Genomic DNA, 25,139 nt, shown 5'->3' with positions numbered 1-25,139 from the left:
CCCCTGGCCGAACGGGAGGTTGACCTGTTGGAGAAACTGCGCCGCCTGGACGGTACCCTCGACTACCTCTACAAGGCCATCGCCCGGTACCTGGCCAATATGAACCATGATAACTTGAGTGAGGAACAGATGGTGGCCCAGACCAGGCTGCTTTACATTGCCAATGACCTGGAGCATATCGGTGACGTGACTGTGGAGATGGCCCGCCAGTGGCGCAAGATCGAAACCAGTGGCATAGAGTTTTCCCCTGAGGGGCAGGCTGAACTCCAGGAGATGTTTACAAGGGTTAAAGAGAACTTCACCTCCGCCATCCAGGCCTTCGCCAGTGATGACCAGGCCCTGGCCGCCCGGGTCATCCGCGGCCACCCGGAGATCCTGCGGCTGGAGAAGAATCTGCGCTACTCCCATTTCCAGCGCCTGCAGCGGGAGAATCGTCTCAGCCTGGAAACCACCTCCGTCCATATGGAGCTCATTAACCACCTCCTGCGCCTGAACATCCATAACGTCAGCATAGCCCAGGCAGTGATGGGTATTATTTAAACCCCTGGCGGAAAATAACTTGTGGCGACGGGCGATTTTTGTTAAACTACACCCTGAAGAAAGGAGAGATTGGCTTTGCGCGGTATTTGGTTTTCAGAACTACAGACACCGGACCTGGCGATTTCCGTTCGTCTGAACCAAACCCTGCATCATGAAAAAACCCCCTACCAGGAGCTGGCCGTGGTGGATACGGAAGCCTACGGCCGCATGCTCCTTCTGGACAATATTATCCAGACGACCGTTAAGGACGAGTTCTTCTATCATGAGATGATCGCCCACGTGCCCTTGAATACCCATCCCAACCCCAGGACCGCCCTGGTTATCGGTGGCGGCGACGGCGGCGTGGTCCGGGAAATTGTCAAACACCCTTCAATTGAGAAGGTTACCCTGGTGGAGATTGACGCCCGGGTGGTGGCCAATGCCCGCGAGTACCTGCCGGAGATCGCCTGCGGCTTAGACGACGCCCGGGTGGAGATCCGCTTTGAAGACGGCATCGAGCACGTCCGCCAGCGGGAGAATACTTATGACGTAATTATCGTCGACTCTACCGACCCCATCGGGCCGGCAGTGGGCCTCTTCAGCGCTGAGTTTTACCGTAACGTCTACCGGGCTTTAAAAGCCGATGGTGTATTCGTCGCCCAGACGGAATCCCCTATCTTTAACAGCAGGCTTATCCGCCGGATCCAGCGCGACCTCAAGGAGATCTTCCCCATAGCCAGGCTATACCTGACCACGGTGCCCACCTATCCGGGTGGTCTTTGGGCCTTCAGCCTGGGGAGCAAGAAGTATGACCCTCTGGAGGTCGATTGGAGACAGGCCCCCAAGATTGCGACCCGTTATTATACCCCGGCCATTCACCAGGCCGCCTTTTCCCTTCCCCCATTTGTCCAGGAGTTCCTGGAGGCCCCGGAGGAAGAAGAGTTTTAGCAGCGGCGATTTTGGGGCGCCAGGAACGGCTCCATAGTTCGGGGAGGGAGTGTTAAATTCCCATGAATAACTCCGCTATCTTAGAAGGCTTTACCAGGGGCCAGGGATTCCTGGCCAGCAGCGACGATTTTGCCGGGGCCCGTGCTGTCCTGGCCGGCATTCCCTTTGATGCCACCACCAGCTTTCGTCCCGGCACCCGCTGGGGCCCCCGGGCCATCCGTTCCGTATCAGAAGTCCTGGAGGAATACAGCCCCTACCTGCAGCGGGAGCTGACGGGAGTTCCCTTTTACGACGCGGGAGACCTCGACCTCCCGCCGGGCAGGGTGGAGGCCAGTTTAGAACGAATGGAGGCGGCGGCCGACGCTATTTTTGCCGCCGCCAGGATCCCATTTTTTATGGGGGGGGAGCACCTGGTGAGCTATCCCCTCATCCGGGCTGCCTACCGGCACTATCCCGATCTGGCCGTTCTCCATTTCGACGCCCATGCCGACCTGCGGGAGGATTACCTGGGGGAAAGGTTCTCCCATGCCACCGTCATGCGTCTGGTGGCGGAGGAGATCGGCCCCGATCGCCTCTACCAGTTTGGCATCCGGTCCGGTACCTGGGGCGAATTCGCCTACGGCCAGGAAGAAACCAATTTTTTTATGGACGTGATTACCCCGCCCCTGGCCAAACTGGTACCGGAACTGGTCCGGCGCCCCTTGTATGTGACCATAGATATCGACGTGGTCGACCCGGCCTTTGCCCCCGGTACCGGTACCCCCGAACCGGGGGGCTGCCCGCCGGGGGAGATCTTTAAAGCCATCCAGATCCTGCAGGGGGCCAATGTAGTCGCCTTTGACCTGGTGGAGGTCTGCCCGGCCTACGACCAGAGCGACATTACCGCTATCCTGGCGGCCAAGATTCTCCGCGAGGCCATTCTGGCCTGGGGAGGGAAAAACGACCAGGCCTGACCGCAGCCGGTTTTTACCGCCGGTAATTACGCCGGTGAAAGGAGCGCCCCCTGCCGGGCCCGGGAGCAAAAAATATTTGACTTCGCCCCAGGTACCATGCTATAATATCTAACGCGGCAGGTACACAGGGGCGGTTAGCTCAGCGGGAGAGCACCTGCCTTACAAGCAGGGGGTCGGCAGTTCAAACCTGCCACTGCCCACCATAAATGGAGCCGTAGTGTAGCGGTTTAACATGTCGGCCTGTCACGCCGAAGATCGCGGGTTCAAATCCCGTCGGCTCCGCCATTTATGCCTCGGTAGCTCAGTTGGTAGAGCAGAGGACTGAAAATCCTCGTGTCGGCGGTTCGATTCCGCCCTGAGGCACCAGCAAAAAACTCCTTCCTGGGCGGGAATCAGGAAGGAGTTTTTTTATATCTTTTCACATGTAACCCTACCCCATTGCCGCAGGGACGACAAAGCCCTGTACCCGGTGACGATGGCCGTCAACTTCATTGGTTTCAAAGTAGACATAGTGGGTATGCATGCCCCCCGGCAGGTCGATGGCCGGGCCGGTTATCGTATAATAGGAGTGAGTGTGCCCATGATCGAAGGTGGTAATACCTTGAAGGATATGGTCATGGCTGTTATTGACCGGTCGGGGTAAACCAGTTACGCCGGGATGCATATGGGCATGGCCCAGTTCGCAACTGGTCTTGCCGCTGTGGTCATGGACATGCTGATGATAATTAAAATTATTGCACAAGACGGTGGCTTCGGGAACTGGCATTTAAGTCTCCTCACAGTATTTACCTAGATGGAATAATCTTGGTAATATAATATGGGGCTGGTAACTCTTGTGTGCAATAACGAGTTTAGATAAAGGTGGTTGTTTATATGGCAAAGCTGGAATACATAGAATATAAGAATCGCCTGAGGCGTTTCCAGGAGTCCCTGCAAGCTCTGGACCTGGACGGGGCCCTGGTCTACCAGGCCGCCGACCTGTACTACCTGACAGGAACGGCCCAGAGCTGCCACCTTTTCGTTCCGGCTGCCGGGGAGCCCCTCCTCCTGGCCTACCGGGATTTTGAGCGGGCACGGGAGGAATCCGCCTGGCAGGTCAGGCCCCTGGGTAGTTTTAAGGATATCCCAGGTCTCCTGGCGGAGGCCGGGTTGACCGGGCTGCGGCGCCTGGGACTGGAGCTGGACGTCATTCCCTTAAGCCTTTTCCGGCGCTACGAGGCCCTCTTGCCCGGCGTTCAGTGGGCCGACATCGGCCAGGTCCTGCGACGGCAACGAATGGTCAAATCGCCGGCCGAACTGGAGGCCCTGCGGTGGTCCGCCGCCAAACACGCAGAGGTCTTCCGTTACATAACTGCCAGGATCCGGCCTGGTATGACAGAGCTGGAGATTGCCGCCGAGTTTGAAAGCTATGCCCGCCGCCTGGGCCACCAGGGCGCCAAGCGCTTCCGGGGTCAGGAGCAGGGCATGATTCCGGGCCTGGTTGCCGCCGGGGCCAACTCCGCCCGGACCTCCTGCTTCAACCTGCCTCTGGCCGGCCTGGGCCTCTCACCCCTTTACCCTATGGGAGCCAGCCAGCACGTCTGGGAGGAAGGTGAACCCCTCCTTATCGACTACGCCGGGGTTTACGGCGACTACACCGTCGACCAGACCAGGATCTACCTTGGTAAGGGGGTACCGGAAGACTTACGGCAGGCCCAGGAAGTGGCTATGGAGATTGCCAGCCGGGTGGCGGAAGAGGCCCGGCCCGGAGTAACGGCCGGCGCCCTCTACGACCTGGCCGTGGCCATGGCGGCCCGCGCTGGTTTGCAGGAGCACTTTATGGGCTACGGCCGGCAGGTGACTTACATCGGTCACGGCGTCGGCCTGGACCTGAACGAGTGGCCGGTGATAGCCAGGGGGGACAAGACTGTCCTGGCCGCGGGCATGGTCTTCGCCCTGGAGCCCAAGTTTGTCTTCCCGGGGATGGGCAGCGCCGGGGTGGAGGATACGTATGTGGTTACTGATAGGGGAGCGGAAAAGTTGACATATTAGGTAACAGTTAGCCGCAGCGTCGTCCGTTGAGCAAGTTTATTAGTTTTAACCAGTTATACAAATATACCGGCAGGATAAAACGCTGCCGGACATGTTCCCGGCCGGCAGCGCCCAGACGTCTCCCGAGGGTGGGGTTGACCAGCAGGCGTTCTACCTGTAAGGCCACCTCTTCCACCGTGCGGGCAGTCAGTCCGGTTTCCTCATCGAGCACCTGGTAGGCCAGGCCACCGGTGGGGGTAGCTACCAGGGGTTTACCCTTCCACAGGGCCTCGGTGGCCGTTAAACCAAAACCCTCGCGTAGTGACTTTTGCACTATCACATCGGCACGCCGCTGCAAAACGTTTATTTCCAGGTTTGCGTCGGGATTTAACGAAAGTACGGTAATGTCCGGGTCGCCCTCGGCCAATGCCCGCACCTCTTCCAGGATAGTAGCCCCTTCCGGGTCGTCATCGGCGCTCCCGCCGGCCAGGATTAGGCGGCAGGCTATATTTTTCCTGACCAGTTTAAAGGCCTCGATTACACCGGCAGGATCTTTAAGCCGGTCGAAACGGGACACCTGGAGGATTACCGGCGGACCTTCCGGATCTACGCCCAGCTTTTCGAGCACCGCTTCGTAATCAGCGGGAGACACCTCCTTGTTTTTGTCAGACAGGGGGTCGATAGCCGGTGGCATGAAGTACTGGAGGACGGGCAGGTCGCGGGCGTATTCTGGCAGGTGAAATACGGCTGCATCGCAGGTGGCCACCATTGGCGCCAGAAAATACCATACTTCTGGTACGGCATAACGCGGGTCGACGTGACAGTACCAGAGCCACCGGCCCCTGGTCCTGCCGCGGAAGGCGGTTAGCCCCAGGGGTTGCTGGTCATGGATTACCACCAGGTCGGCATCTCCATCCAGGAGGTTCTGATTTTTTTGGGCTATGGCCAGATAATTCTCCAGCATCTCGCCGGTGATATTTACCGGCTGGCCATGCATACCGTTGTGAAATAGCTTGGTGGTATGGAAAAATTCCGTGGTGCCGGCTAGGACCTCCCAGTTGACGGTCAGTCCCACGTCTTCCATCAGGGGGACCAGGGAGCTTAAGATTTCTGCCACCCCGCCGCCGATAATAGTGGAGTTGATATGCCGGACGTTGTAGCCTTGTAAACTTTCTCCCAGGGATCGGATTTCGTCAATCAGGGCGCTTCCAGCTACGCCTTCATAATCTTTAAGGCTTAACTGACGAATCATGGCTTATGCTTCCTTCCTTTATCCATTAAGGCAGGATGGTTATTGGTCTTCGGTCAGTAAAGCAACTGGAAAATTGCGCCAGGTGTCGGCCAGGGTAAGAACTTTACCTTCAGGCGAAGGGATAGAAGCCAGAACCTCTCCTGTTAAGATATTATGCCAGTTGCCCGGGGCCTGTTCAGGTAGCACAAGGTTTGTTCCTTGCCATAGAGTTTCCCCTGGGAGAAACCCGGGGGCCGGCAACCCACCATTTGCTGGTATTACCTTGCCCGTCAGCATCCGGGCCGGTAGGCGGGGAACGACCACCAGAGCCCACTCCCTGCCCAGATGCCTGGCGAAGGCGCAGGCGTGTCCCGAGCTGGACCCGGTGACTGCCAGGGGGATATATTCACCCGTCGCAAATAATTCCCGGTGGTCGCAGCGAAAGTGAAGGGATTTATAAGTCAGGTAGAGCTTTACCCGGCCATCCTGCCAGCTGGTCAAAAGGTTTCTCACCAGAGCCAGCTGGCCTTTTGTCTCTTCTTCTTTGAGCCTTTGTAAAAGCCTGGCCCTGGTTTTAAAGTCAACCGGACGCCGGTTGTCAGGATCAACCAGGCTGAGGTTCCACAGTTCTGTACCCTGGTAGAAATCAGGCACCCCCGGACTCGTTATCTTCAGCAGTATCTGGGCTAACGAGTTCCAGGCACCATAAAAAGCAACGACTTTTTGAAAGCTGAGGAAGTCCGGCAGAAACCGGTTTCCTGGCTCCGGCGTTAAAATAGAGAGTACAAACTCTATCAGGGCGTTTTCGTAATCGGTATCAGGGTCAAGCCAGCTGGTCCGGGTTTTGGCCTCCCGGGCCGCCTTGACCATATAAGTCCGGAGCCGTTCCTTAAAAGCGGGTATTTCTTCTTCTAAAAGGGGCCAGGCGCCGATTAGCGTCTGGTAGATAAATAGCTCCATATTGCCATCAGGTACAGGCTCGCCTTTTATATTTAACTTTTTGGGCCCATTCCAGCGACGCCAGCGCTCAACCCTCTCTACCCAGGCGTTAGGGATTTCCGTTAGAACATTAATCCGCGCCCGGACATCCTCACTGCGCTTGGTATCATGGGTGGACGTGGCGTTGAGGGTATGGGGCCAGCGCTCCTGCCGGGTTTTATTGCGGCGGTGGAACTCAGCCACCGATATGCACCTGGTCCGGGGACTGCTACCTACCTCATTGAGGGAAACCAAAGGGTTGTAGATGTAGAGGGAGGTATCCTCGTAACCCTTGGCCATAACCGGTCCCGTAAACTGTTGCCAGCGCATTACGAAACGCAGCCAGGCCTGCCGTTGTTCGGGGGGCAGGGAGACGGGAAAATCCAGCAACAGCACCTGGCGCAGGAAACGACAGGCCGGGCCGGCGGCCGGGCACCTCCGGACGGCCTCGGCTATGGCAGTTTCGATGTAATGCCGGTCCTGCGGCGCTACCGTGAAGTCGTGGATGTAGGTCCGGTATATACCCAGGCTGGCAGTGACTGCGACCAGGGCCTCTTCCAGCTCTGCTAAGATAAGGTCGTGGCCCAGGCGATCCTCTTCAGCCAGGCGTCCCAGCTCCCCTACCAGGTTACGCACCTCGCTGGCGAACAACCTGGTCATTACCAGCTTCTTCTGGTTATAGACCACCCTGGTAAAGTCGGTTTCGGCGCCGCTGTACCTGGCATAAAACTCTTCCAGGGCGGCGAGCCCTTCTTCGTCAACGAAGAGTCCGTTCAACGAATTTAAAAAATCGTAGCCCGTTGTTCCCTGAGTACGCCAGGTTGCCGGCAGTTCCTCCCCGTCGCTTAGTATTTTCTCTGCTACCACGTAAAAACCGGGAGAACTTCCTGCTGCAGAAAGGTGTTCCTGCAGCCTGTTGAGGTACTCCTGGGGGTCATACAGGCCATCAATATGGTCGATTCTGAGGCCGGTAACTTGCCCAGCCCCGACCAATTGAAAAATCAGGGCGTGCACCGCCTCAAAAACCCTTTTGTCTTCCATGCGGATAGCTACCAGGTCGCTAACGTCAAAGAAGCGCCGGTAATTGATTTCTTCATTGGCCACCCGCCAGTAGGCGAGCCGGTAGGCCTGTTCCGCCAGGATACCCTCCAGTTGATTGAAACTTTGCGGGTCACCTTTTTTACCATTTAATTTGCGCAGGTTCCTGTCAATAAATGCTTTTACCGCTGGGTTGGTATTGTATAGATGCCAGAAGCTTTTCCAGGCCTGTTGCCAGGGAGTCGACAGCTCGCCAGCCCGGGGGAGAGGGAGCGCCGAGAGGGAAGCAAGCAGGTCCCGCAATTGTGATAGCGCCTGTTCGGCAGCACCCCCGTCTTCGGCCAGGGTTTGCGCCCAGCCGCCTAGAATCCGGCGGGAAGAAAAGGGACTAAGAGGGAATTCCTTTTCATAGTAGCAGACTCGGAACCCATCTTCTGCCAGTTTCAGGGCCAGTTGCTGGTTTTCCAATACTTTCCCGAAGGGTTCACCCAGGACTGGCAGGAGGACTTTGTTTACCAGCCCCGGCCTGGCTGGTTGCCAGTCAATATCAAAGTAAGCTGCGTAAGTAGAAGCGCGCCCATGGCGGAGGACGTCCCGCCACCACGGATTATCAACGCTGGCTGCCATGTGGTTGGGCACGACGTCCAGCAACAGCCCCATCCCATGCTGCTTCAGGGTGTCAGCCAGGGAGGTAAAATCCTCCCTGCTTCCCAGTTCCGGGTTTAACTGCCCAGGGTCAGTCACGTCGTACCCGTGGGGGCTATCCTTCCTCGCTTTCAGCAGGGGGGAGGCATAAATATCGGTAATACCCAGCGCCTGCAGGTACGGTACCACCTCGCGTGCTTCGATGAAGCCAAACTGCCGGTTAAACTGCAGCCGGTAGGTAGCGGTGGGAATGTGCGGGCTAGCCATTTTTGCCTCTCCGTACCTGCAGTTTGTCACCCAGGGAGTTGAACAGGTCAAGCCACGCCCGGGCTTCCCCATCCCCCTGCCGGGCTTTCTCCCGGTATCCGGGGTAAACTGTCTGCAACAGACGGTAATAAGCGTTTTGGACTTTCCAGAGGTTTACTTCAAAGGGTAACGAGCGCACCAGGCTGATCACCGCGTCCAAACGCCCGATGAAGACCTGGTCGTCAGGTTGGCCTAGCAGTTTCTCAGCCATCTGTTTCAGGGTCTGTTCCAGGACATACCCCAGACCTTCGCCGTCGAGGGGAACACCGGCCATCTCGGCTTCCCCCAAGAGCGCTTTTATGTGTTCCAGGTCCAGATTGTCACCTGCGAAAGCCTGGCGGAGGCTGGTGTTCAAGACGAACTCGGCAGCGGCTTGCAGGGCCCGGGGCTGGGGGATATTTAAATCCTTTAAGAACCGCATTAAAGGAGCATGACGATCGTAAATGCGCCGGTAATCTTCCGCCGCTTCCGCCAGGGTGGACTCCAGGATGATATCCAGTACCATCCGCTGTTTGTCCCGGAAAAGCTGCCTTAAGGAATAGGTGGCCCCTGCAAAGTGTTGATCCAGGAGCCTGATGACCTCATTGAAATCGGCCCGGTCGAAGGCACCGGTTAATTCCTGTACCATTCGCTGGTAGGAATCGTCATTGGTGTAAACCTGGACACCGCCACTAACATTATGGTTACCTAAAGTAACGGCGCCATAACTAATCTTGATCGACTCCTGGGTAATCTGGGAGGTGACCTGCGCCCGGCCTACAGCTAACCTGGCTGTACCTGCTAAACGATTCTGGTAGTCTTCACGGTAGACATCGTAGCAAAAGATGCGGGAATGCTGGTCATAGGTTTCGTACAGGGAACACAGGGCATAATGGGCACCTACCTTAAGCAAGTCGACCATTGCCGGCTTGACGAATTTTTCATAGATATGGGCTCCGTCACGGTGTTCAGGGATGTTGCTCTTGGCCTGGGCCAGCATCTCCATAAAACGGGGCTCTGGCGACTCGTTAAATAGTTCCTGAGCTAATTGAATCACACGGCCGGCGTATTTAATAACCTGCACTGTCTCAATGCCTGAGATCTCATCAAAGAACCAGCCGCAGCTGGTGAACATTAACATGGCGTGTCGCTGGAGCTCCAACAGCTTCAACACCGTAATTTTTTCTTCCTGGTTTAGTATACGGGTGGCATGTTGTCCGAGGAAGCGGTCGAAGTTTTCCGGTGAACGGTCGAGGATGACCGCGATGTAGTCGTTACGCGCGGCCCAGGGATCTTTTAGAAACTGGCGCGCCCTTCCCTCAAACTTGGGTGCCAGGGTGTTCCGCAGCCAGTTGAGGCTATCGCGCAGGGGTGCCCGCCAGGCCTGGCTCCACCCTGGATGCATACCCGTGTTACAGCCACAATTAGTTCGCCACCTTTCCACTCCATGGGCACAGCTCCAGGAGCTATTATTATTTATCTCCACCTCATGGGTGGGCGGGTGTTTTTCCAGGTATTCTCCATAGTTGGTTAGACGTGCCAGTTTATTGGCTTCAATATAATCCAGGGCGTAGGCCAGGGCCATATCCCCGTGGCGGTGGTGGTGGCCGTAGGTCTCCCCGTCAGTAGCAATATTGACAAGCTGGGGCGCGTTGCGTCCCTCGTTAAAGACACTCAGTAGACGTTTGGCAAAGCGTTCGCCGTTATCGAGCAGTTTCTCGAAGGCTACGGCGCGGGCGACTTCGCCATTATAAAAGAAGACATTGATGGTCCGGTCCGTATTGGGCAGGCGGACCTGATAAGGCATGGTGGTATCTAGGCCGCCGTGGACCTCCTGCCAGTTATCGCTACCCAGGGGACGGATGCGGCGGGCCTGCCAGTGGGCCAGGATGGTAAAACGGATGCCCTGCTGGGCCAGGATGGCGAGGGTTTCCAGATCAACGGCGGTCTCAGGTAACCACATTCCTTCCGGCCGCCGGCCAAAGCGATGCTCAAAATCTTTAATCCCCCAGATTACCTGGGTGTATTTATCACGCGTGTTGGCCAGGGGCATGATCATGTGGTTATAGGCCTGGGCCAGGGCGGAACCGTGTCCCGAGAAGCGCCGCTGGCTTTCCCGGTCGGCTTCAATGATCGCCCGGTAAACCTCCGGGGCATTGGTTTCCATCCAGGAAAGGAGGGTGGGACCAAAGTTGAAACTGATTTTGCTATAGTTGTTGACGATTTTCCTGATCCACCCGTCACCATCAAGAATGCGTGAGGCGGTATTAGGTTCGTAGCATTCAGCGGTAATCCGTTCATCCCAGTCGTGGTAGGGGTAAGCCGAGTCCTGGAGCTCGATGTCCTCCAGCCAGGGGTTTTCCCGTGGCGGCTGGTAAAAATGGCCGTGGATGCAAATGTACCGTTCCATTAGTCAGCCTGAGCCTCCTTTATTCGTTCAAACAACAGGCATGCTCCCGGGGTTAAAGGCACCTGCATTTTTCCCTGGGATACGAGCAGGGCAGGTATGGTACTACCATCGCCCAGCCAGCGCTCTTCAGCGGCATCCAGGCGTTTGCGCCAGCGACCTGCCGGCAGGGGCAGGGTAGGGGCCGTTGCGGTGTTGCTAAAGGAAAATATGATGCCCACCTCACTATCCCTACTCCAGCGGCGTACGAACAGGACCAGGTCCTCCTCGCAGGTGATAACCTCCATATTTTCCAGGTTTAGCTCCGTAAGGGAGGGTAGTTCCCGGCGTAACTGGATTAGCTGCCGGTAGAACTCCCAGAGTACCCGGTGCTGTCCCTGAAGGCTGAGGCCGTGGTTAAGACGGGAACGTCGGAAGGTGGCCTCATCCTGGGGATCGGGCACCTCGCCTGTCCAGTTGTGGCCGGCGAATTCTTCCCGCCGCCCCCGGCGTACCGCTGCGATCAGACGGGGATCGGAATGGCTGGTAAAGTATTGAAAAGGTGCTGTTTCACCGTATTCCTCGCCCATGAAGAGCAGTGGTACGAAGGGGGAGAGGAGCACTACGGCGGCGGCCAGTTTGAGTTTGACGAAGGGAACCAGGGTGCTTAACCTTTCACCCCGGGCCCGATTACCTACTTGATCATGGTTCTGGGTAAAAACCACGAACTGGTTACCCTTGCACGGATGCGGCCGCCGGCCGTGCCGCCGCTGCCGGTAGGCAGAGTACTGACCGGTGTAAACATAACCTTCCCGGAAGGCCCGGGCCAGGTTGCCGAGGGTGCCGAAGTCACGATAGTAGCCGTTTCTTTCCCCCGTCAGCAGCGCATGCAGGGCGTGGTGAAAGTCGTCGCACCACTGGGCATCAAGGCCGTATCCCCCCAATTCTTGCGGCCGGATTACCCGGGGGTCGTTCAAGTCACTCTCGGCAACAATATAAACCCGGCGATCCAGCCGTTCGGCCTGAAGCTTCACGGCAGCGGCCAGTTCCTCCAGGAAAGGTAACGCAGACTTATCCATAATGGCATGAATGGCGTCCAACCGTAAGCCATCCAGGTGAAACTCGGTTAACCAGTAAAGGGCGTTTTCGATAAAGAAGCGCCGGACTTCGTCGCTGCCGGGTCCATCAAAGTTGAGGGCCTGTCCCCAGGGGGTACGGTAACGATCGGTAAAATAAGGCCCGAATTTGGCCAGGTAGTTTCCTTCCGGGCCCAGGTGGTTGTAGACCACATCGAGGAATACGGCCAGGCCGTACCTGTGGCAGGTATCCACCAGCCGCCTGAGCCCCTCCGGTCCACCGTAAGAGTTCTGGACGGCGAAGGGGAAAACGCCGTCGTAACCCCAGTTGCGGCATCCCGGGAACTGGGCCACGGGCATTAATTCAATGGCGGTAACCCCCAGGGTGCGCAAATCGTCTAGGTGGGCGATGATGGCTTCAAAAGTGCCCTCCGGGGTGAAGGTCCCTACATGCAGCTCATAAAAGATTAAATCCTCACCCTTGGGCCCCGGCCAGCAGCGATCCGACCAGGAAAAGGCTTTGGCGTCTACTACCTGGGAAGGGCCGTGGACCCCCCGTGGCTGATAGCGCGAAGCGGGGTCGGGTAACTGCTGCCCGTCCAGGAGGTAGTAATAGAGACTACCTGGTACGACCCCCGCTACCTCGCCCTGAAAGTAACCACGTTCTTTTCGGGTTAAAGGTTCGAGTCTTTCTTCAGGTGCCACGATCTGTACCGCGACGCTTTCGGCCAGGGGTGCCCAGAGGTGGAAGCGGCAGCGGCCATCCCCCAGGTAATTGGCGCCCAGGCTAACACTATAGGTCATGGCTCCTCACCTGCCTTTACTAAAGGGGACCAGGTAAATGAGGTCTTTTTCCGGACTGGGTGCATAATATGGGTATTTTTAAGTATGCCAGGGCCCTGCTGGTATAGGCCGGAGTACCTGGGATTACCGGGATATAATCGGCCTGCTACCACCGGTATAAAAGTATTATGCCCAGCCGCTATCACGATATAACCAGGTTAGCTGTACAGCCTGCAAGCTACTACTTCAAACGCTTAAACCTGCAGTCTAGCAATAAAAAAAACTTCCCGGTAAATCCGGGAAGTTTCCTTATCCTGGTGCGAGAGGCGGGACTTGAACCCGCACGGACCAAAAGGTCCACGAGATTTTAAGTTCCACGAAGTCTTTCTTTGCCAGTACCTGCCAGTCCGGGAGTGTCCAGTTTTCAAGGCTTTGCAGGTTTTGGAGATGTTTAATAGGTCCATTTTGCCCGTAGTGTTTACCTGGTTTAGCAGTCAAATAGCAGTCAAACCCCTTGGCCGTAAATCCCCGGTAGGTGGGAGACGTAACTAAGTTGTAGTGTGAGCATCTGGAATAGATTGATAAGGGCGATATCTGTGTTAAATTACACTATTTTGTGCAGGCATTGCTGGTTTCTGGTGCCAGCAACGCCTTCGCCTTACACCGATATGTTTTTATCGCTTCCATCAGTGTCAACTTCTCCTGGCATAACTGAACGTTTGCGAAACCCCCAAATAATAACCCAATATGCTATTGACAATATTAAATAAAAGTAACCTATAACTTCACTAAAAGTCAATAAACGATCAGCATTTTTGAGCATCTCTTCGGCTTCATCTTTGCTAATCGCTGGTGGTGTAGGGGCGTTCCCTATTTTTTCTACAGCCTTCTTTTGCGCCGTTGTTTGAGTACGTTTATTAAGATCCTCTGCCGCTGCTTTTATATCGTTGTAAGTTAGAGTATTTGAACGCAATAAAGAGGTTAATGCTTCCGCCATTAATTTCTGATTGCTTTCCTTAAACTTAGCCGCCTCGTCTGATTTAAGCCAGTCATCAACCGCTTTTTGATACGCCTTCTGATACGCTTCAACACGCTGTTGATAATCAAGGGCCGCTTGATATGCTTTTGACCCTTCTTTATACCGCATGTTACCGACAACAGCCGCCGCCACCCCAAAACCAATGGCTACTATCGTAATCGCCAACCATATAGCAAGAGCCTTCCGCACTCATACCACCTCCCTAACCATTTATTTACTGCATACGGCTTCTAAATCCTGCTTGATAAGAGGGCCGTTTTCTCTGGTATCGCTAAAAAATTTTCTACCCCCTAACCCCTACTGCAACACCGTCAACGGTGCAACAGGTGCCAGAAAACCTAGAGATTGTAAGGCTTGAGACTGTTGCAGGAGGTGTTGCAGTTCGGAAGGGTATTGCAACAGCAACCCGTAGGCTGGATATTAAGGGAATGTTAAGATGCTGTTGGCTACAAATGCTTGTTTTTTCTATGTGATTATGGTAGTGGTAAAAAATTATTAAAAATCGTGGGCGAGGGAGTTGACGTTAAGAGAATGTTAAGATGCTGTCCAAGACAATTACTTACTTTTTCTGTGTTATTATGGTAGTGGTGAAAAAATAATATTAAAACTCTCAAGCCCCTGAAACCAGGGGCTTTAATTTTGGGGGTGTATACGTTAAATGCCAAAACCTATAACTGACGGAAGGAGTGTTAACGCTATGAGCAACCCGATTGAGGCAATTATCCAGGGCGCGGGTAAAAGTCGTAGGCGGCTGGCAGTGGAGTGGGGCGTTAACTACTATTTGCTTGGGGCGACCTTGCGTGGTTTCCCCTCCAGAATTCCACGGAGCTTGCGGGAAGCATTAGGGAGACTTGGGTTTGACGTTGATAAACTTGAAAATCAATATGAGGCCTGGCGAAGGACGTTGAACAGGTAGTTGCCAAAATAAACCTGGGGAGGTATGGAATATGGGTAATATAGTTACGCTGGTGAAAAAAGATAACGCTGGCAAATTCGACTGGGCTCCGTTGTACGAGGCTTACGTCAGCGGCGCGAACGGCGACCCGCTAAACGAACGCGATGATGGTTGGATGGATGGGTGCTGTCCTCTACATGACGACACCAGACCGAGCTTCTCTTTTAACCGCTGGTCCGGGTACTGGCTCTGCCGGGCAGGGTGCGGCGCGGGTTGGCCGCTGGACTTTTTGGAGGCGGTCGCTGGCCTCGACGGTGACGATGCACTAGAGGAAATCCGGGAATTGTGTGGGTCCTTGCCGCCGGAGATAATCCCCGGCCCGCTTACCTTGACGGCCTACGCTGTCTACTGTAACCTACCGGTATCCTTCCTTCAGAAGTTGGGACTGGCGGAATGTGCTAAAGGCGTCAAAATACCCTACTGCACCGTGGACGGCCAGGTTTTCCGCTACCGTTACCGCCTGAGTTTGAATAAACAGGGCAGCCGGTTCGCTTGGGGTAGCGGCAAGGGTATCCTGCCATACGGTTTGGAGAACTTGCATTTGGCTAAGAAGGCAGGTTATTTACTCCTGGTCGAGGGAGAATCTGATGTGCAAACTCTGTTGTATGCTGGTATTCCCGCTCTAGGAAGTCCCGGAGTTGCTGCGTGGCAGAAGGAATGGTCAGCTTTAATCCCTGAAGGAGTGCAAATTTACATCTGGCAGGAACCGGATGAGGGTCACGTCCTTGTGGAAAAGGTTTTACGTGCCTTCCCGGACGCGAAAATTATTAAAACCACTGTGGAGGAAAAAGACCCCCGGCAGGTATGGTTGAACTCCAGGGATAAGGCAGATTTCGTGCAGCTTATTAACGAGTTATTACAAACAGCAACCACGGCAGATGACCTGCAGGAAGCCGCCAGGAGGACAGAGCGGGAAGCGGTCTGGCAGAAATGTAAAGACTTAGCAATGGAGCCTGATATCTTAACACCTGTTTTAAATACCCTTAGTCAAGTCGTTGCTGGCGAACGCGAGGCCTTGGCCATCCTTTACTTAGCGTTGACCTCACGGTTATTACCTCGACCCATTAACCTCCTGCTTCAGGCCCCACCGGGGGCAGGCAAAAGTTATTTGGTAGACTGTGTTTTACAGATGTTTCCAGAAAGTGCATATTATAAATTGACCGCTTCCAGTGAGCGGGCTTTTATTTATTCGGATGAAAATTTCGCTCACCGGACAGTTGTCGTAGCCGAAGCAGCAGGCTTGCATTCGGATGGTGTCGCGGGAACAATTATACGTGAGTTAGTTTGGAGTAGCCAGTTGGCTTATGAAGTTGTAGAGAAAACCCCTGACGGCCTGCGGCCACGTAAAATTATCAAAGATGGCCCAGTCGGCCTAATTACCACGACTGTTAAAAATGTTGAAGGCGAGCTAGCCACACGCCTACTGGTCGTGGAACTGAAAGACACCCCGGAGCAAACCAGGCTAATTCTGGAAGCGGAAGCACGGGAAGCTGCTGGACAGGCTACCATGCCAGATTTAAGCCATTTCGCGGCCCTACAGAAGTGGTTGGAGCTAAATGGGCCAGCGAATGTAATCGTACCCTACGCTGAAACCCTAGCCAGGCTATTGAAGCCAAGCAGCGTACGGTTGCGCCGTGATTTCCGGCAGTTGTTGACGTTGATAATGGCTAACGCCGTGCTACACCGGGCGAGCCGCCAAACTTCTAGCAGTGGAGCGATAATCGCCTCCATCGACGATTACGCGGCCATTTACCCCCTGGCGGTTGCTCTGTTCGCCAGCACTGGCGAAGCCACCCTAACGCCGCAGCAACGTGAGGCGGTAGAAGCCGTTCGCCGGTATTACGAGCAGTACCATACGTCGGTCACTGTCAAGGCTTTAAGTAAATTACTGGGGATCGATAGGACTTCCACTCAACGCCGGGTAGCTGCGGCTATCAAGAAAGGTTTCCTGGTAAATCTGGAAGATAAACCCCACAGACCAGCGATGTTAGTGCCAGGCGATATGGCGGCTGAGGAAGACAACTCTTTACCAGAGCCAGAGATGGTAGCCAGGATGTCCAGCTAAAAATTTTTCCCCTATACCCCCCGACTGCACACATGCACACTGGCTTGAATTTTAACCAGAAACCCTTCTGCCGCAAGGGTTTTTTAGTGTGCAGGTGGGGTTGCACACTACCTGCACACTCCATGCACACTCCCTTTTTCTCGAAGTAGAGTGCAACCAGTGTGCAGGTAGTGTGCATGGGGGTATGCACACTGCTCAGGCCTTGCGCCGCAACGGTTTCAGGGCACAGAGTGCATGTGTGCGGGGTGTGCATGGGGGTATAAGAGGGTAGAAAAATTTTTTATAATGCCCTCCCCAGGAATTGGGTGTTGCAGCTACTGTTGCAACACCCTCCTTTTCTGCAACACTGACTGCAACAGGCTAAAGCCTTATATACCAAGGCTTTCCGGGTTTCCGTTGCAGTGTTGACCCCGTTGCAGTAGGATATAAAGGGTAGAAAATTTTATGAAAGGAATGATGGCCATGTTCAAACGGTTTAAGGAGCTTTGCAAAATCGAGCCTGAATTGTGGGAACTCTACCAGGAGGCGAAATCCTATAAGCCTACGCCTGATTTCTGCGCTAACTGGGTGTGGTACTGCCGGGGAGGGCTGAAGGAGCGGTTGCTGCCCCTTGTGGGCTGGCTGGCCTCTAACCCCGCCCTGCGGACTTCGGAAGCCTACGACCTGGCATATCACACAATTTACAACGCCTTGCCCGACTGCCAGCACGAAGAAGAAAACATTTACTGCTTCTAAAAATTTTGGGGAGGTAAAATTATGCGAGTAAATTCTGAATGGGTAAAACAAGGTTACGCCGACAGTACGAACTCCCGTGCCCTGCATGACTGGTTCGATTACTGCGCCCGGAATTCCATGCCCTACATCGTGGTATGGAGGAAGAAGAAATACGCTAAGGTCACTTCCGACCTGATAACAGTGGAGCCGGACGGCTGCCTGAACGAAACCGGGTATCTCGAAGTTGCCAGGCTGTATTACCTCTATGGTGTTGGTAAGGACGATTATTTCGGCACCATACTGACCCAAGCCGAAGTACCGCTCAAATACGCTGATGAGTACGCCGCGAAGTTGGTCGCAATCCTATCTAACCCAGCAAACCGGAAGACTTTAGACAATGAGTATACCGGCAGTCTGGTACGTTCTTTCATAGAAGATATACGCCATACCCTCGACAAGCGGGAATGGCAAGTCGCCTGCCGTACCAAAACGCCGTTAATTGACCTCGGCTGGCGGGTAGCTGATGGCCGCCTGGTCAAAGGGGGTGCTGCCTGATGCCTACGCAGTTCAGGCTAATTCGTTTCCTCTCCTACACCGCCGTCGCGCTTATAGCCCTGGCCATCGTTCAATTCCTGTGGTATTAGCGTATGGGCCAGGTCACTCCTGGCCTTTTACGCTAGCTATAATCATAGTGTAAATATTGATTAGTATAATAAACCCAAAAAGGTGGTTATGAACAATGGTTCGATATGTAGAAGACTTCCCGCAACTGCGTGCCGGGCCGCTCCAGTCCAGGCGTAACGGGACGGAAAGCCTTACCACGGGAGGTGTTAGGGTGGGCCTGCGGATATGGCCGAACTTTGTTAACGCGGTATGGTGCATAAACGGTAAACGCTACGCCCAGGCCATCAAGCGAGTGCGGTTGCCTTATCGGGGAGGTGGCTTTGCTACCCGGTTTGAGTGCCCCACCTGTGGAAAAGTGACGACCGTATTATTCCTCGCTCCTTGCCCTGGTAAGTTTGTCTGTCGGGACTGCGCCAGGGCCACCCGCTACCGGGCCTGGAAAGAAAGCGGCAAGGTGCGGCAACCGAAAAAGGCTGACAACTGGCTCAAGTGGTTTTCGAGACAGGCCACAAAAATCCTGGCGAAAGGAGGGAGAAGCGAATGACGGTTTTGGATTACGCCCGCTGGCGTGCCGTTAAGGAAGTTCCCGGAATAATCGACACCTTGGCGGCCAAAGCGAAACAAGGCGATGCAGCGGCGGCCAGGCTTATGCTGGAGCTTGCCGGGGTGCTACCTGGTGGGGAAGGGGGTGACGGCGATGGCGAAGAAAAACAGCCTCGCAACGGTTCCCAAAAACAATCAGAAGCTGCCGTCAAGTGAGGTCCTGGAGCAGCGGCGGCAGCTAATCGTTGCCGAAGCCGTTGACGCATCTCCACGAGTGATGCGGGTTGTGGTGGATATGGCCCTGGGTGGCGACCTGGAGGCGGCCAAACTGGTGTTAAAGGTGGCCGGGCTGGATTTGAGCGGAGGTAGCCGGGCGAACGTCCAAAATGCTATTTAGATCAACATCACGGCTGAGGAGCAAGCGCAACTAGAGAGGGACTTCCCCGATGTCTGATAAGGCCATACGTTACGTTCAAGGAAATAATTTTTAGGAGGTCGATTAGCATGGCCTCGGATATTCTAGGATTAGCTAAAAAAAGCCGTAAATTGGATGCGTAACGCTGGAAAATAATCTATCCACAGGAAGGGGGTACGTCAAAGTATAAAATGCTACTGTCTCCCCCTGTGGTAATCGCGCTTTCCACAGTGGGGGCGCGTTGACATATATCATCAATTTTTAAGGAGTGATGGCTTATGTGGGCTGAATTAGGGAGTTTGGTAAGCGCTGGACTTGGCTTGGCATCGACTTATTCTAATCGGAACAAATCGAGTAGTTCGCGTAGCTCTGGTAGTTCTAGTAGTTCAAGCAGTAATGCCCGTAACCAGGCCATAGCTAATCGCCTATCAAGTAGCGGTGGTAGTAGCAGTCGTAGCAGCCTTCCTGATTACAATACCTGGGCTGGCATGTCCCATGATGAACGGGTAGCGGCCTTAAACCGGGCTGGAATTGACCTAGGGACTTGGAGCAGCATGTCCCACGACCAACGGATGGGGTATTTAGGCGGTGGTAGTGGTAGTAGCAATTCCACTCCCTCTGGTAGTGGCACTACGTCTACAGAAAGTAGTGGTAGTTCTAGCCCGCAGTCTTCATCTAACAGTTTACCCAGTCAAGACAACTTGAACGATATTCCTTACGATCTAGCGATGGAACAGTTAAACCAGCAGTTAGGACGCGGAGAGAGTCAGCATAACCCTGCGCGGGACCTGCTTTACCGGTGGCAACCTACGCCGGGCTACTATTACCCGCCCATACAGTGGACCCCGCCGCAGTTGCCACCCTTGCCTAAGTTGGAGGTGACGCCTCCACCCACTCCGGTGAAGATTGAACAACCGCCGAAGATAGAAGTTCCTGCCGGGCAGCCGCAGCCTGAGACACCCGGCCCGACGCAGGACGTGCAGGAAAAAGGTCCTGGCGGGTTCGTGGAGCGGTTAGCCCCGCCGATGGCTGCGGTCCCGAGTGTGGATGAGCTTTACCGCATCTACAAAGAGGTTACCGGCGGTAAAGAGAATGAGGCCGTGCGGCAGTACCTGGCCTCGCCCCAGTTCCAGAGCGTCCTCGGCGGCAGGGTGCCTATGTGGATGAGCGCCGACCCAATTTGGCGGTTGTACTTAATGAGGTTGGGATACCTGAAACCTAATAACCGGGCCAGGTTGAACGCCTTACAGGAGAGGGTACAGCAGGCAGGGTAAAGAAGGGGCCACCTTCCACAGGGGGTGGCCATCATTGATATGTCTTATAGGAACGGCAATATTCGTAAATAGATGTGCTTGGTGTTTGGGTCAACCACCAATGGGAACCACCCAGGCAATCCGAATATTATTGTTGCAGCTATAGGGAGTAAAAGACATATAAGAACCACTTGCCACCTTTTAAGACTAAGACCATAATCACGCCCGTCAAACCAAAGCCACCTTATTAAACCTAGTGGCGCATACCATGCTGAAGGGACTAAAGTAAACCACAACCAAAAAGCAGGGCTAAGAAACCATGCAGCAATGAGCCACCACTTCATTGAAAATAGGGTTAAAGTATTTCTTAAATACCATGTTCCATTGAGGATTACAAAAAGACCATTCCATAGGGATAGTAATATGGCTACCGGCTTCGGAATAAATCGTTTAGTGCTATTGCCATCATTTTTGAAAAAATCATCTATCGATTTCCCAATCACATGAAGAGATTCATCTAATGTTTTGCTTAAATATTGATTAAGAGGATACACTACAGCAGCATCTAAATTATGACCATCGATAAGTGCATTAATAATACTGTCCTCACTATTTTCCCCCATAACCGAGACAATATTTAACTCCTTACACGCATGGTCTACAACGGCTGCCATAAATTTACTATTTTTAAACTCCAAAAGCATTGGATGGTAATATTCTACCTCCTTAAGAGCTAAATCGTGGTAAAATTTTACCTTTTGATTAAGAAATTCGTTAAGTTTAGTCTCAATAGAAGGTGATGATGTTAAATGCTTCCACCAAATACCCTTATTATTTTCAAAGACTACAAACATAATATCCATTAATGTATGCCTTAAAGGGCTATTCCCCAACAAAAAATAAAGCCGTCGATCTATAAAATAAAGGAAAAACGGTATAAATCCGTTGTAGTTTTCAAGATTAACTGTAGAACCTTTTGTAAGCTCTTTTATACTCCCATAAATGTCGTTATCCATCTTTATCAATAAATTAATTAAAGCGTCTGCCCATTCAATAGTACCTTCTGGTAAATCTTGAAGCGTTTTTTCGGTTACTTCCGGTGTTGCACTCACTATCAACCACCTCCCGCCAGGAGTATTCTACGTTGATGTAGTAAATCCTGCCTTTAGTGTAAATAAATTTCTTATGTCAACCGGGTTCCCTTGCAACCCGGATGTGTATGGAGTGATAGGGTTTCCACATGCACGTCCCAGCCAGGGTTCTCCAGGAACGGGATACCCACGCGCCCCGATAACACAAGCCGCTATTACTCCCGGCAAAAGCTAATACCTATCCCTGTGGTCCTGCCTGGCCAGGTGTTCACATAAAAATTGGCGGCCAGGTTTTCGGCCTGGCCGCAGTATCTTAAGACATTACTACTAAGCAACCATCAAGTTTTCCAGTATCACATAATCTAATGTATTCATCCACGTCTACCCATCGGTCGAGTATGTTTTCCAGTTCTCCTGTGGCTTTCTCGTTAATGAGGTCCCTTACTTCATCGTCCCTCCACAGTTCGTCAAGCAAGATTCCCGCTAGTTCACACTTCCGTTCCCACAGTTTTTGCTTTACGTCCTGCAGTTCGACTGCCATTGAAGGATACCTCCTATCTCAATAATTTGCTTCTAGCTCGTTAAATCGCCTGCTCTCTTAGATTTTCATTTTTTATGATAAAGTCCAAGAGGGCAGACTAAGCCTCCATCATCGTCCACAACAACAAGACGATGGCTTAATCTTAAGTCTTGGGTAGTAACCTCACCACTTCTTGCCCTCGGCTACCCTATCATGTCTCCCGGGGTCTATGCCCTGTGTCATTCCTTCGTTCGGCCTTTTGAGGGCGGGTGGGTTATGCCTGGTACTTGTGAGCAGGGTCTATGCCCTTATGGTGGGAATTAAGGCTTCCCCCACCCAAGACTTTTTACCTTGTGTTTGGGTTTTTATTTTTAAGCTGCTTGCTGTAATTGGGCGCGGCGATAGTCGCCTAATACTTTGTCAGGGTCGTAGTTTTCTTTCTTCCTGGCCAGGCCGTACATCACCCGCAGTAATTTTACGGCTATGGCTATTAAGGCCTGCTTTTTCTTCAACGGGTTTTCCCGCCTGGTCAGGAAGTAGTGGTACAACGCTTTAAATTCACGGTTTTTGGCTACCAGAGTAAGGCTGGCCTGGTATAACAGGTTCCTTAATTCGGCTCGCCCGCGTTTGGATATCTTGCTTTGCCCGTTCTTCTTCCCGGAACTTTGTTCGCTTAAGTTCAGGCCGGCGAGTTTTTGGATTTGCTTCCAGTGTTCGTAATTCTGGGGATCGCCTATTTCACCTAAAAAGCCGGCTACTGTTACCAGGCCTATACCGGGGATGCTTAATAAATTGCCTGCGATATCTATTCCTGCTAGTATGTCGGCCATGGCTGCTTCTGTTTGCTCGATCTGCTTTTGGTAAAAGGCTATTTCGTCCAGGCAGGCGTTTAGCTTGTGTTGGGCTCCGGTTAATCCTTCGGTTACTCCTATCGATTCCTGGGCCGTCTGGTAGAGGGCCTGGGCCCTTTTCATCCCTACCCGGTGGTTACTCGCTTCTTTTAGCTTCGCGGCTATTTCTTCGAGTTTATAGGCTAATATTAACTTGGGGAAGGGACAGTTCCTTAAGACCCATTGGGCAGCTTTGCCTAACAGGTTTTTGAATACTTGCCCCAGCTCGGGGAAGTATTCGTCCAGGATGGCCTGGAGTTGGTTTAAGGCGCTGTTTAGTTTCCGGCGTTGCTGCCGCCGGGTTACGGTCAGGTTCCTTAGTTCGGCATATTTTCCTTTGGGCAAAAGGCAGTGGAGGAAATTCCCGTCCTTGACTACTTTGGCTATTATCCCGGCGTCTTTGCGGTCGTTCTTGGTGGGGGAGTTGCCTACTTCCTCTTTCCGCCTTTTGACGTGATAGGGATTGACTATCACTACCGTATAACCCTGCTCCTGGAGAAACCATGCTAAGGGTTTCCAGTAGTGGCCGGTGGGTTCCATGCCGATTACTACCCTTGTTGCCCGGGCTTTTTCTTTGGCTTCTTCCATTTTTGCCACTAAGACGATAATAGCCTTCTTTGCTATTATGAAACTTGAAGGGTTTGACCACATCCAGTTCGATTTGGTTATAGATCCGTGCCCAGTGGTTGTGTTTGGCTACATCGATACCGACAATTATCACATCGCCATGGACCAGTAATTTCTTTTGCACCTCATTCATTCGGTTTCTCGCCTCCTGGTGGGTTTGTTTGTTTTGAGTCTATTTTCTTTTTACCAGGAGGCTTTTTTATTGGCAACACCTACCTTAAATCATTACAGGAATGCTTATAGTTTGTTTGCAAGCAGTTATTCTGGCTGCTTGCTAATACAATATTAGCATGGAAGCAGACAGTAGTCAAGTACTTTCTGCCTGTACAGACAAAAAATTTTTCCGGCTCCTTGCTCTATACATAGCTGTTGTGATACAATATGTATGAGCAAACAATAAACATGGGAGTGATGGTAATGGCTATAAAATGTTTGCTGTCAACAATTATGGGAGCTAAACGATTGAAGATGACTGAAGTCGCTGATGGTGCTGGCCTAGCCCGTAGTACAGTATTCGGCCTCTACCATGACAAGGTTAAAAAAGTCGATTACGCCGTCCTGGATAAGCTCTGCTCATTCCTCAATTGCCAGCCGGGGGATTTGCTGGTATATGTGCCGGAAGAAAAAGATAGCCACAAGGATTAATGGGGGAACGGCAATGTGGATATAACCGCTATAAGGAAAGCTGTATTTGAAGGCCGGTGGGCCATGACTGCCCATGCCAGGGAAAGGGCAGGAAGGCGTAAAATTAAGGATGGGGATGTCGCTAAAATCCTTGCTCATGGAGAGATACTGGAAGATTACCCCAATGATCCGCGTGGTCCAAGTGCCCTTATCCTGGGGTATACTGAAAATGGGCGACCGCTCCACGCAGTCTGCGCTTTTGACCCTTCCGGCACACTTCTCATAATAACGGTTTACGAACCTGAACCACCAAAATGGGAAAACGAAAGAACAAGGAGGCAGCAATAAGATGGTTAGCAAGTGTTATTTATGCGGAGGAAAAACTATCAAAAAGCTGGTGACGGCTGAAAACTGGTGGGGCGATAAATTGACCCTTGTCGAAGATGTCCCGGCCTGGGTATGCGAGGACTGCGGCGAAAAATATTTCGATGCTGATGTTTGCCAGGTGCTGGACGCCATGCGGGAAACTCCACCTGTGGAAAAGCGAACCATCCGCGTCCCAGTCTACGGCTTCAGGGAGGCTGCCGGGAACATTTAACCCATAGAAGGGGAGAGTAAATAGCTATGGATAAGTTTTTAGTCGTTATCGAGAAGGCGGACGGTAACTATTCCGCCTATTCACCCGACCTTCCCGGCTGCGTAGCGACCGGGAAAACGCCACAGGAAACCAGGGAGAACATGGCAGAAGCCATAAAGATGCACCTCCAGGGACTGAAGGAGGACGGCCGGCCAATTACCGTCCCTACAGCCAAAGCCGATTACATCGGCGTAAACCTGCAAGCTCTTTAATGGAATTGATTCCCTGCAAGGCCTCTTTGTCGAGCCGGTAATAGTTTTCTATTACCAGCGATTTTAAGAGGCCTTGCA

General features: G+C 53.1%; 23 protein-coding genes, 3 tRNA genes and 1 pseudogene. 18 read left to right on the top strand and 9 right to left on the bottom strand.

Annotation, left to right across the window (positions count from 1 at the left end; translation table 11 throughout):
• Positions 1 to 3 precede the first annotated feature (3 nt).
• The 6 genes from MOTHE_RS13495 (at position 4) to MOTHE_RS08870 (ending at position 2,786) form a co-directional block, all read left to right on the top strand.
• Positions 4 to 540 carry a PhoU domain-containing protein gene (locus MOTHE_RS13495; protein ID WP_259372346.1) on the top strand — a complete coding sequence of 179 codons (537 nt, stop codon included), beginning with the start codon at positions 4 to 6 and terminating at the stop codon, positions 538 to 540.
• A gap of 75 nt (positions 541 to 615) precedes the next feature.
• Positions 616 to 1,467 (top strand): polyamine aminopropyltransferase, encoded by an 852-nt coding sequence (gene speE / locus MOTHE_RS08890; protein ID WP_053094931.1) that lies wholly within the window; start codon positions 616 to 618, stop codon positions 1,465 to 1,467.
• Positions 1,468 to 1,529: 62 nt separating this feature from the next.
• Entirely contained in the window at positions 1,530 to 2,420 is an 891-nt protein-coding gene (gene speB, locus MOTHE_RS08885) for an agmatinase (RefSeq protein WP_011393315.1), read from the top strand.
• Between the two features lie 128 nt (positions 2,421 to 2,548).
• Positions 2,549 to 2,623, top strand: a tRNA-Val gene (locus MOTHE_RS08880).
• Positions 2,624 to 2,628: 5 nt separating this feature from the next.
• Positions 2,629 to 2,705: transfer RNA gene (locus tag MOTHE_RS08875), tRNA-Asp, on the top strand.
• A 5-nt stretch (positions 2,706 to 2,710) separates the two neighbouring features.
• Positions 2,711 to 2,786 (top strand) — tRNA-Phe (locus tag MOTHE_RS08870).
• A gap of 64 nt (positions 2,787 to 2,850) precedes the next feature.
• Here the strand turns inward: MOTHE_RS08870 and MOTHE_RS12905 are convergent.
• Positions 2,851 to 3,186, bottom strand: coding sequence for a YmaF family protein (locus MOTHE_RS12905; RefSeq protein WP_025773076.1), 336 nt, complete (start codon positions 3,184 to 3,186; stop codon positions 2,851 to 2,853).
• 107 nt (positions 3,187 to 3,293) lie between these two features.
• Here MOTHE_RS12905 and MOTHE_RS08865 point away from each other — a divergent pair, with 107 nt between their 5' ends.
• Positions 3,294 to 4,451 (top strand): M24 family metallopeptidase, encoded by a 1,158-nt coding sequence (locus tag MOTHE_RS08865; protein ID WP_011393313.1) that lies wholly within the window; start codon positions 3,294 to 3,296, stop codon positions 4,449 to 4,451.
• Between the two features lie 7 nt (positions 4,452 to 4,458).
• Here MOTHE_RS08865 and MOTHE_RS08860 read toward each other — a convergent pair whose 3' ends face one another.
• The 5 genes from MOTHE_RS08860 to MOTHE_RS08840 form a co-directional block, all read right to left on the bottom strand.
• A complete protein-coding gene (locus MOTHE_RS08860; protein ID WP_011393312.1) occupies positions 4,459 to 5,682 on the bottom strand; it encodes a glycosyltransferase in 1,224 nt (407 codons plus the stop codon).
• Between the two features lie 39 nt (positions 5,683 to 5,721).
• On the bottom strand, positions 5,722 to 8,589 hold the full coding sequence (treY, locus tag MOTHE_RS08855; protein WP_053094930.1) for a malto-oligosyltrehalose synthase: 2,868 nt from the start codon (positions 8,587 to 8,589) through the stop codon (positions 5,722 to 5,724).
• Positions 8,582 to 11,017 carry a DUF3536 domain-containing protein gene (locus MOTHE_RS08850; RefSeq protein WP_011393310.1) on the bottom strand — a complete coding sequence of 812 codons (2,436 nt, stop codon included), beginning with the start codon at positions 11,015 to 11,017 and terminating at the stop codon, positions 8,582 to 8,584. Before MOTHE_RS08850 ends, treY begins: the two co-directional genes overlap by 8 nt.
• Entirely contained in the window at positions 11,017 to 12,873 is a 1,857-nt protein-coding gene (gene treZ / locus MOTHE_RS08845; protein WP_011393309.1) for a malto-oligosyltrehalose trehalohydrolase, read from the bottom strand. The genes MOTHE_RS08850 and treZ overlap by 1 nt, the downstream gene beginning before the upstream one ends.
• A gap of 637 nt (positions 12,874 to 13,510) precedes the next feature.
• Positions 13,511 to 14,056 carry a hypothetical protein gene (locus tag MOTHE_RS08840; protein ID WP_162490073.1) on the bottom strand — a complete coding sequence of 182 codons (546 nt, stop codon included), beginning with the start codon at positions 14,054 to 14,056 and terminating at the stop codon, positions 13,511 to 13,513.
• 782 nt (positions 14,057 to 14,838) lie between these two features.
• On the opposite strand from MOTHE_RS08840, the gene MOTHE_RS08830 reads away from it, so the two are divergent.
• The 7 genes from MOTHE_RS08830 to MOTHE_RS13490 all read left to right on the top strand — a co-directional run bounded on the left by MOTHE_RS08830 (position 14,839) and on the right by MOTHE_RS13490 (position 20,481).
• Entirely contained in the window at positions 14,839 to 16,911 is a 2,073-nt protein-coding gene (locus MOTHE_RS08830; RefSeq protein WP_011393307.1) for a hypothetical protein, read from the top strand.
• A 453-nt stretch (positions 16,912 to 17,364) separates the two neighbouring features.
• Positions 17,365 to 17,646 (top strand): hypothetical protein, encoded by a 282-nt coding sequence (locus MOTHE_RS08825; protein ID WP_162490072.1) that lies wholly within the window; start codon positions 17,365 to 17,367, stop codon positions 17,644 to 17,646.
• 21 nt (positions 17,647 to 17,667) lie between these two features.
• Entirely contained in the window at positions 17,668 to 18,180 is a 513-nt protein-coding gene (locus MOTHE_RS08820) for a hypothetical protein (RefSeq protein ID WP_011393305.1), read from the top strand.
• Between the two features lie 184 nt (positions 18,181 to 18,364).
• Complete coding sequence (locus tag MOTHE_RS08815) at positions 18,365 to 18,793, top strand: hypothetical protein (RefSeq protein WP_053094928.1); 429 nt, start codon at positions 18,365 to 18,367, stop codon at positions 18,791 to 18,793.
• Positions 18,790 to 19,008 carry a hypothetical protein gene (locus MOTHE_RS13170; RefSeq protein WP_053094927.1) on the top strand — a complete coding sequence of 73 codons (219 nt, stop codon included), beginning with the start codon at positions 18,790 to 18,792 and terminating at the stop codon, positions 19,006 to 19,008. The genes MOTHE_RS08815 and MOTHE_RS13170 overlap by 4 nt, the downstream gene beginning before the upstream one ends.
• Positions 18,947 to 19,189: a hypothetical protein gene (locus MOTHE_RS12900; RefSeq protein WP_080997192.1), complete on the top strand. Its 243-nt coding sequence runs from the start codon at positions 18,947 to 18,949 to the stop codon at positions 19,187 to 19,189. Before MOTHE_RS13170 ends, MOTHE_RS12900 begins: the two co-directional genes overlap by 62 nt.
• A 917-nt stretch (positions 19,190 to 20,106) precedes the next feature.
• Positions 20,107 to 20,481 (top strand): hypothetical protein, encoded by a 375-nt coding sequence (locus tag MOTHE_RS13490; protein WP_053094926.1) that lies wholly within the window; start codon positions 20,107 to 20,109, stop codon positions 20,479 to 20,481.
• Positions 20,482 to 20,525: 44 nt separating this feature from the next.
• Here the strand turns inward: MOTHE_RS13490 and MOTHE_RS08800 are convergent, their stop codons facing one another.
• From MOTHE_RS08800 to MOTHE_RS08790, 3 genes and pseudogenes are all read right to left on the bottom strand, one after another.
• On the bottom strand, positions 20,526 to 21,572 hold the full coding sequence (locus MOTHE_RS08800) for a hypothetical protein (RefSeq protein ID WP_053094925.1): 1,047 nt from the start codon (positions 21,570 to 21,572) through the stop codon (positions 20,526 to 20,528).
• A 292-nt stretch (positions 21,573 to 21,864) separates the two neighbouring features.
• Complete coding sequence (locus MOTHE_RS08795; RefSeq protein ID WP_053094924.1) at positions 21,865 to 22,092, bottom strand: hypothetical protein; 228 nt, start codon at positions 22,090 to 22,092, stop codon at positions 21,865 to 21,867.
• A gap of 350 nt (positions 22,093 to 22,442) precedes the next feature.
• Positions 22,443 to 23,721: pseudogene (locus tag MOTHE_RS08790) on the bottom strand (IS110 family RNA-guided transposase).
• A 314-nt stretch (positions 23,722 to 24,035) separates the two neighbouring features.
• Here MOTHE_RS08790 and MOTHE_RS08785 point away from each other — a divergent pair.
• Genes MOTHE_RS08785 through MOTHE_RS08770 form a run of 4 tightly spaced genes read left to right on the top strand, consistent with a single transcriptional unit; the run spans position 24,036 to position 25,061 of the window.
• Positions 24,036 to 24,233, top strand: coding sequence for a helix-turn-helix domain-containing protein (locus MOTHE_RS08785; RefSeq protein ID WP_236683218.1), 198 nt, complete (start codon positions 24,036 to 24,038; stop codon positions 24,231 to 24,233).
• A 15-nt stretch (positions 24,234 to 24,248) separates the two neighbouring features.
• On the top strand, positions 24,249 to 24,560 hold the full coding sequence (locus MOTHE_RS08780) for a DUF4258 domain-containing protein (RefSeq protein WP_011393300.1): 312 nt from the start codon (positions 24,249 to 24,251) through the stop codon (positions 24,558 to 24,560).
• A 1-nt stretch (position 24,561) separates the two neighbouring features.
• Positions 24,562 to 24,810 carry a type II toxin-antitoxin system MqsA family antitoxin gene (locus MOTHE_RS08775; RefSeq protein ID WP_011393299.1) on the top strand — a complete coding sequence of 83 codons (249 nt, stop codon included), beginning with the start codon at positions 24,562 to 24,564 and terminating at the stop codon, positions 24,808 to 24,810.
• Between the two features lie 26 nt (positions 24,811 to 24,836).
• On the top strand, positions 24,837 to 25,061 hold the full coding sequence (locus MOTHE_RS08770; RefSeq protein WP_011393298.1) for a type II toxin-antitoxin system HicB family antitoxin: 225 nt from the start codon (positions 24,837 to 24,839) through the stop codon (positions 25,059 to 25,061).
• Positions 25,062 to 25,139 lie beyond the last annotated feature (78 nt).

This window comes from Moorella thermoacetica (genome assembly GCF_001267405.1).
Taxonomy (GTDB): Bacteria; Bacillota; DSM-521; order Neomoorellales; family Neomoorellaceae; genus Neomoorella; species Neomoorella thermoacetica.
This window is presented reverse-complemented; position numbering and strand designations above follow the sequence as displayed.

What these genes read in the sequence shown, in the direction of transcription:
- MOTHE_RS08795 (WP_053094924.1), bottom strand. Translation starts at nt 22,092, where the DNA reads ATGGCAGTCGAACTGCAGGACGTAAAGCAAAAACTGTGGGAACGGAAG.
- MOTHE_RS12900 (WP_080997192.1), top strand. Translation starts at nt 18,947, where the DNA reads ATGGCGAAGAAAAACAGCCTCGCAACGGTTCCCAAAAACAATCAGAAG.
- MOTHE_RS08815 (WP_053094928.1), top strand. Translation starts at nt 18,365, where the DNA reads ATGGTTCGATATGTAGAAGACTTCCCGCAACTGCGTGCCGGGCCGCTC.
- MOTHE_RS08770 (WP_011393298.1), top strand. Translation starts at nt 24,837, where the DNA reads ATGGATAAGTTTTTAGTCGTTATCGAGAAGGCGGACGGTAACTATTCC.
- MOTHE_RS08850 (WP_011393310.1), bottom strand. Translation starts at nt 11,017, where the DNA reads ATGGAACGGTACATTTGCATCCACGGCCATTTTTACCAGCCGCCACGG.
- MOTHE_RS12905 (WP_025773076.1), bottom strand. Translation starts at nt 3,186, where the DNA reads ATGCCAGTTCCCGAAGCCACCGTCTTGTGCAATAATTTTAATTATCAT.
- MOTHE_RS08865 (WP_011393313.1), top strand. Translation starts at nt 3,294, where the DNA reads ATGGCAAAGCTGGAATACATAGAATATAAGAATCGCCTGAGGCGTTTC.
- MOTHE_RS08785 (WP_236683218.1), top strand. Translation starts at nt 24,036, where the DNA reads ATGGGAGCTAAACGATTGAAGATGACTGAAGTCGCTGATGGTGCTGGC.
- MOTHE_RS08860 (WP_011393312.1), bottom strand. Translation starts at nt 5,682, where the DNA reads ATGATTCGTCAGTTAAGCCTTAAAGATTATGAAGGCGTAGCTGGAAGC.
- speB (WP_011393315.1), top strand. Translation starts at nt 1,530, where the DNA reads ATGAATAACTCCGCTATCTTAGAAGGCTTTACCAGGGGCCAGGGATTC.
- MOTHE_RS08820 (WP_011393305.1), top strand. Translation starts at nt 17,668, where the DNA reads ATGCGAGTAAATTCTGAATGGGTAAAACAAGGTTACGCCGACAGTACG.
- treZ (WP_011393309.1), bottom strand. Translation starts at nt 12,873, where the DNA reads ATGACCTATAGTGTTAGCCTGGGCGCCAATTACCTGGGGGATGGCCGC.
- MOTHE_RS08825 (WP_162490072.1), top strand. Translation starts at nt 17,365, where the DNA reads ATGATGGCCATGTTCAAACGGTTTAAGGAGCTTTGCAAAATCGAGCCT.
- treY (WP_053094930.1), bottom strand. Translation starts at nt 8,589, where the DNA reads ATGGCTAGCCCGCACATTCCCACCGCTACCTACCGGCTGCAGTTTAAC.
- MOTHE_RS08775 (WP_011393299.1), top strand. Translation starts at nt 24,562, where the DNA reads ATGGTTAGCAAGTGTTATTTATGCGGAGGAAAAACTATCAAAAAGCTG.
- MOTHE_RS08830 (WP_011393307.1), top strand. Translation starts at nt 14,839, where the DNA reads ATGGGTAATATAGTTACGCTGGTGAAAAAAGATAACGCTGGCAAATTC.
- MOTHE_RS13170 (WP_053094927.1), top strand. Translation starts at nt 18,790, where the DNA reads ATGACGGTTTTGGATTACGCCCGCTGGCGTGCCGTTAAGGAAGTTCCC.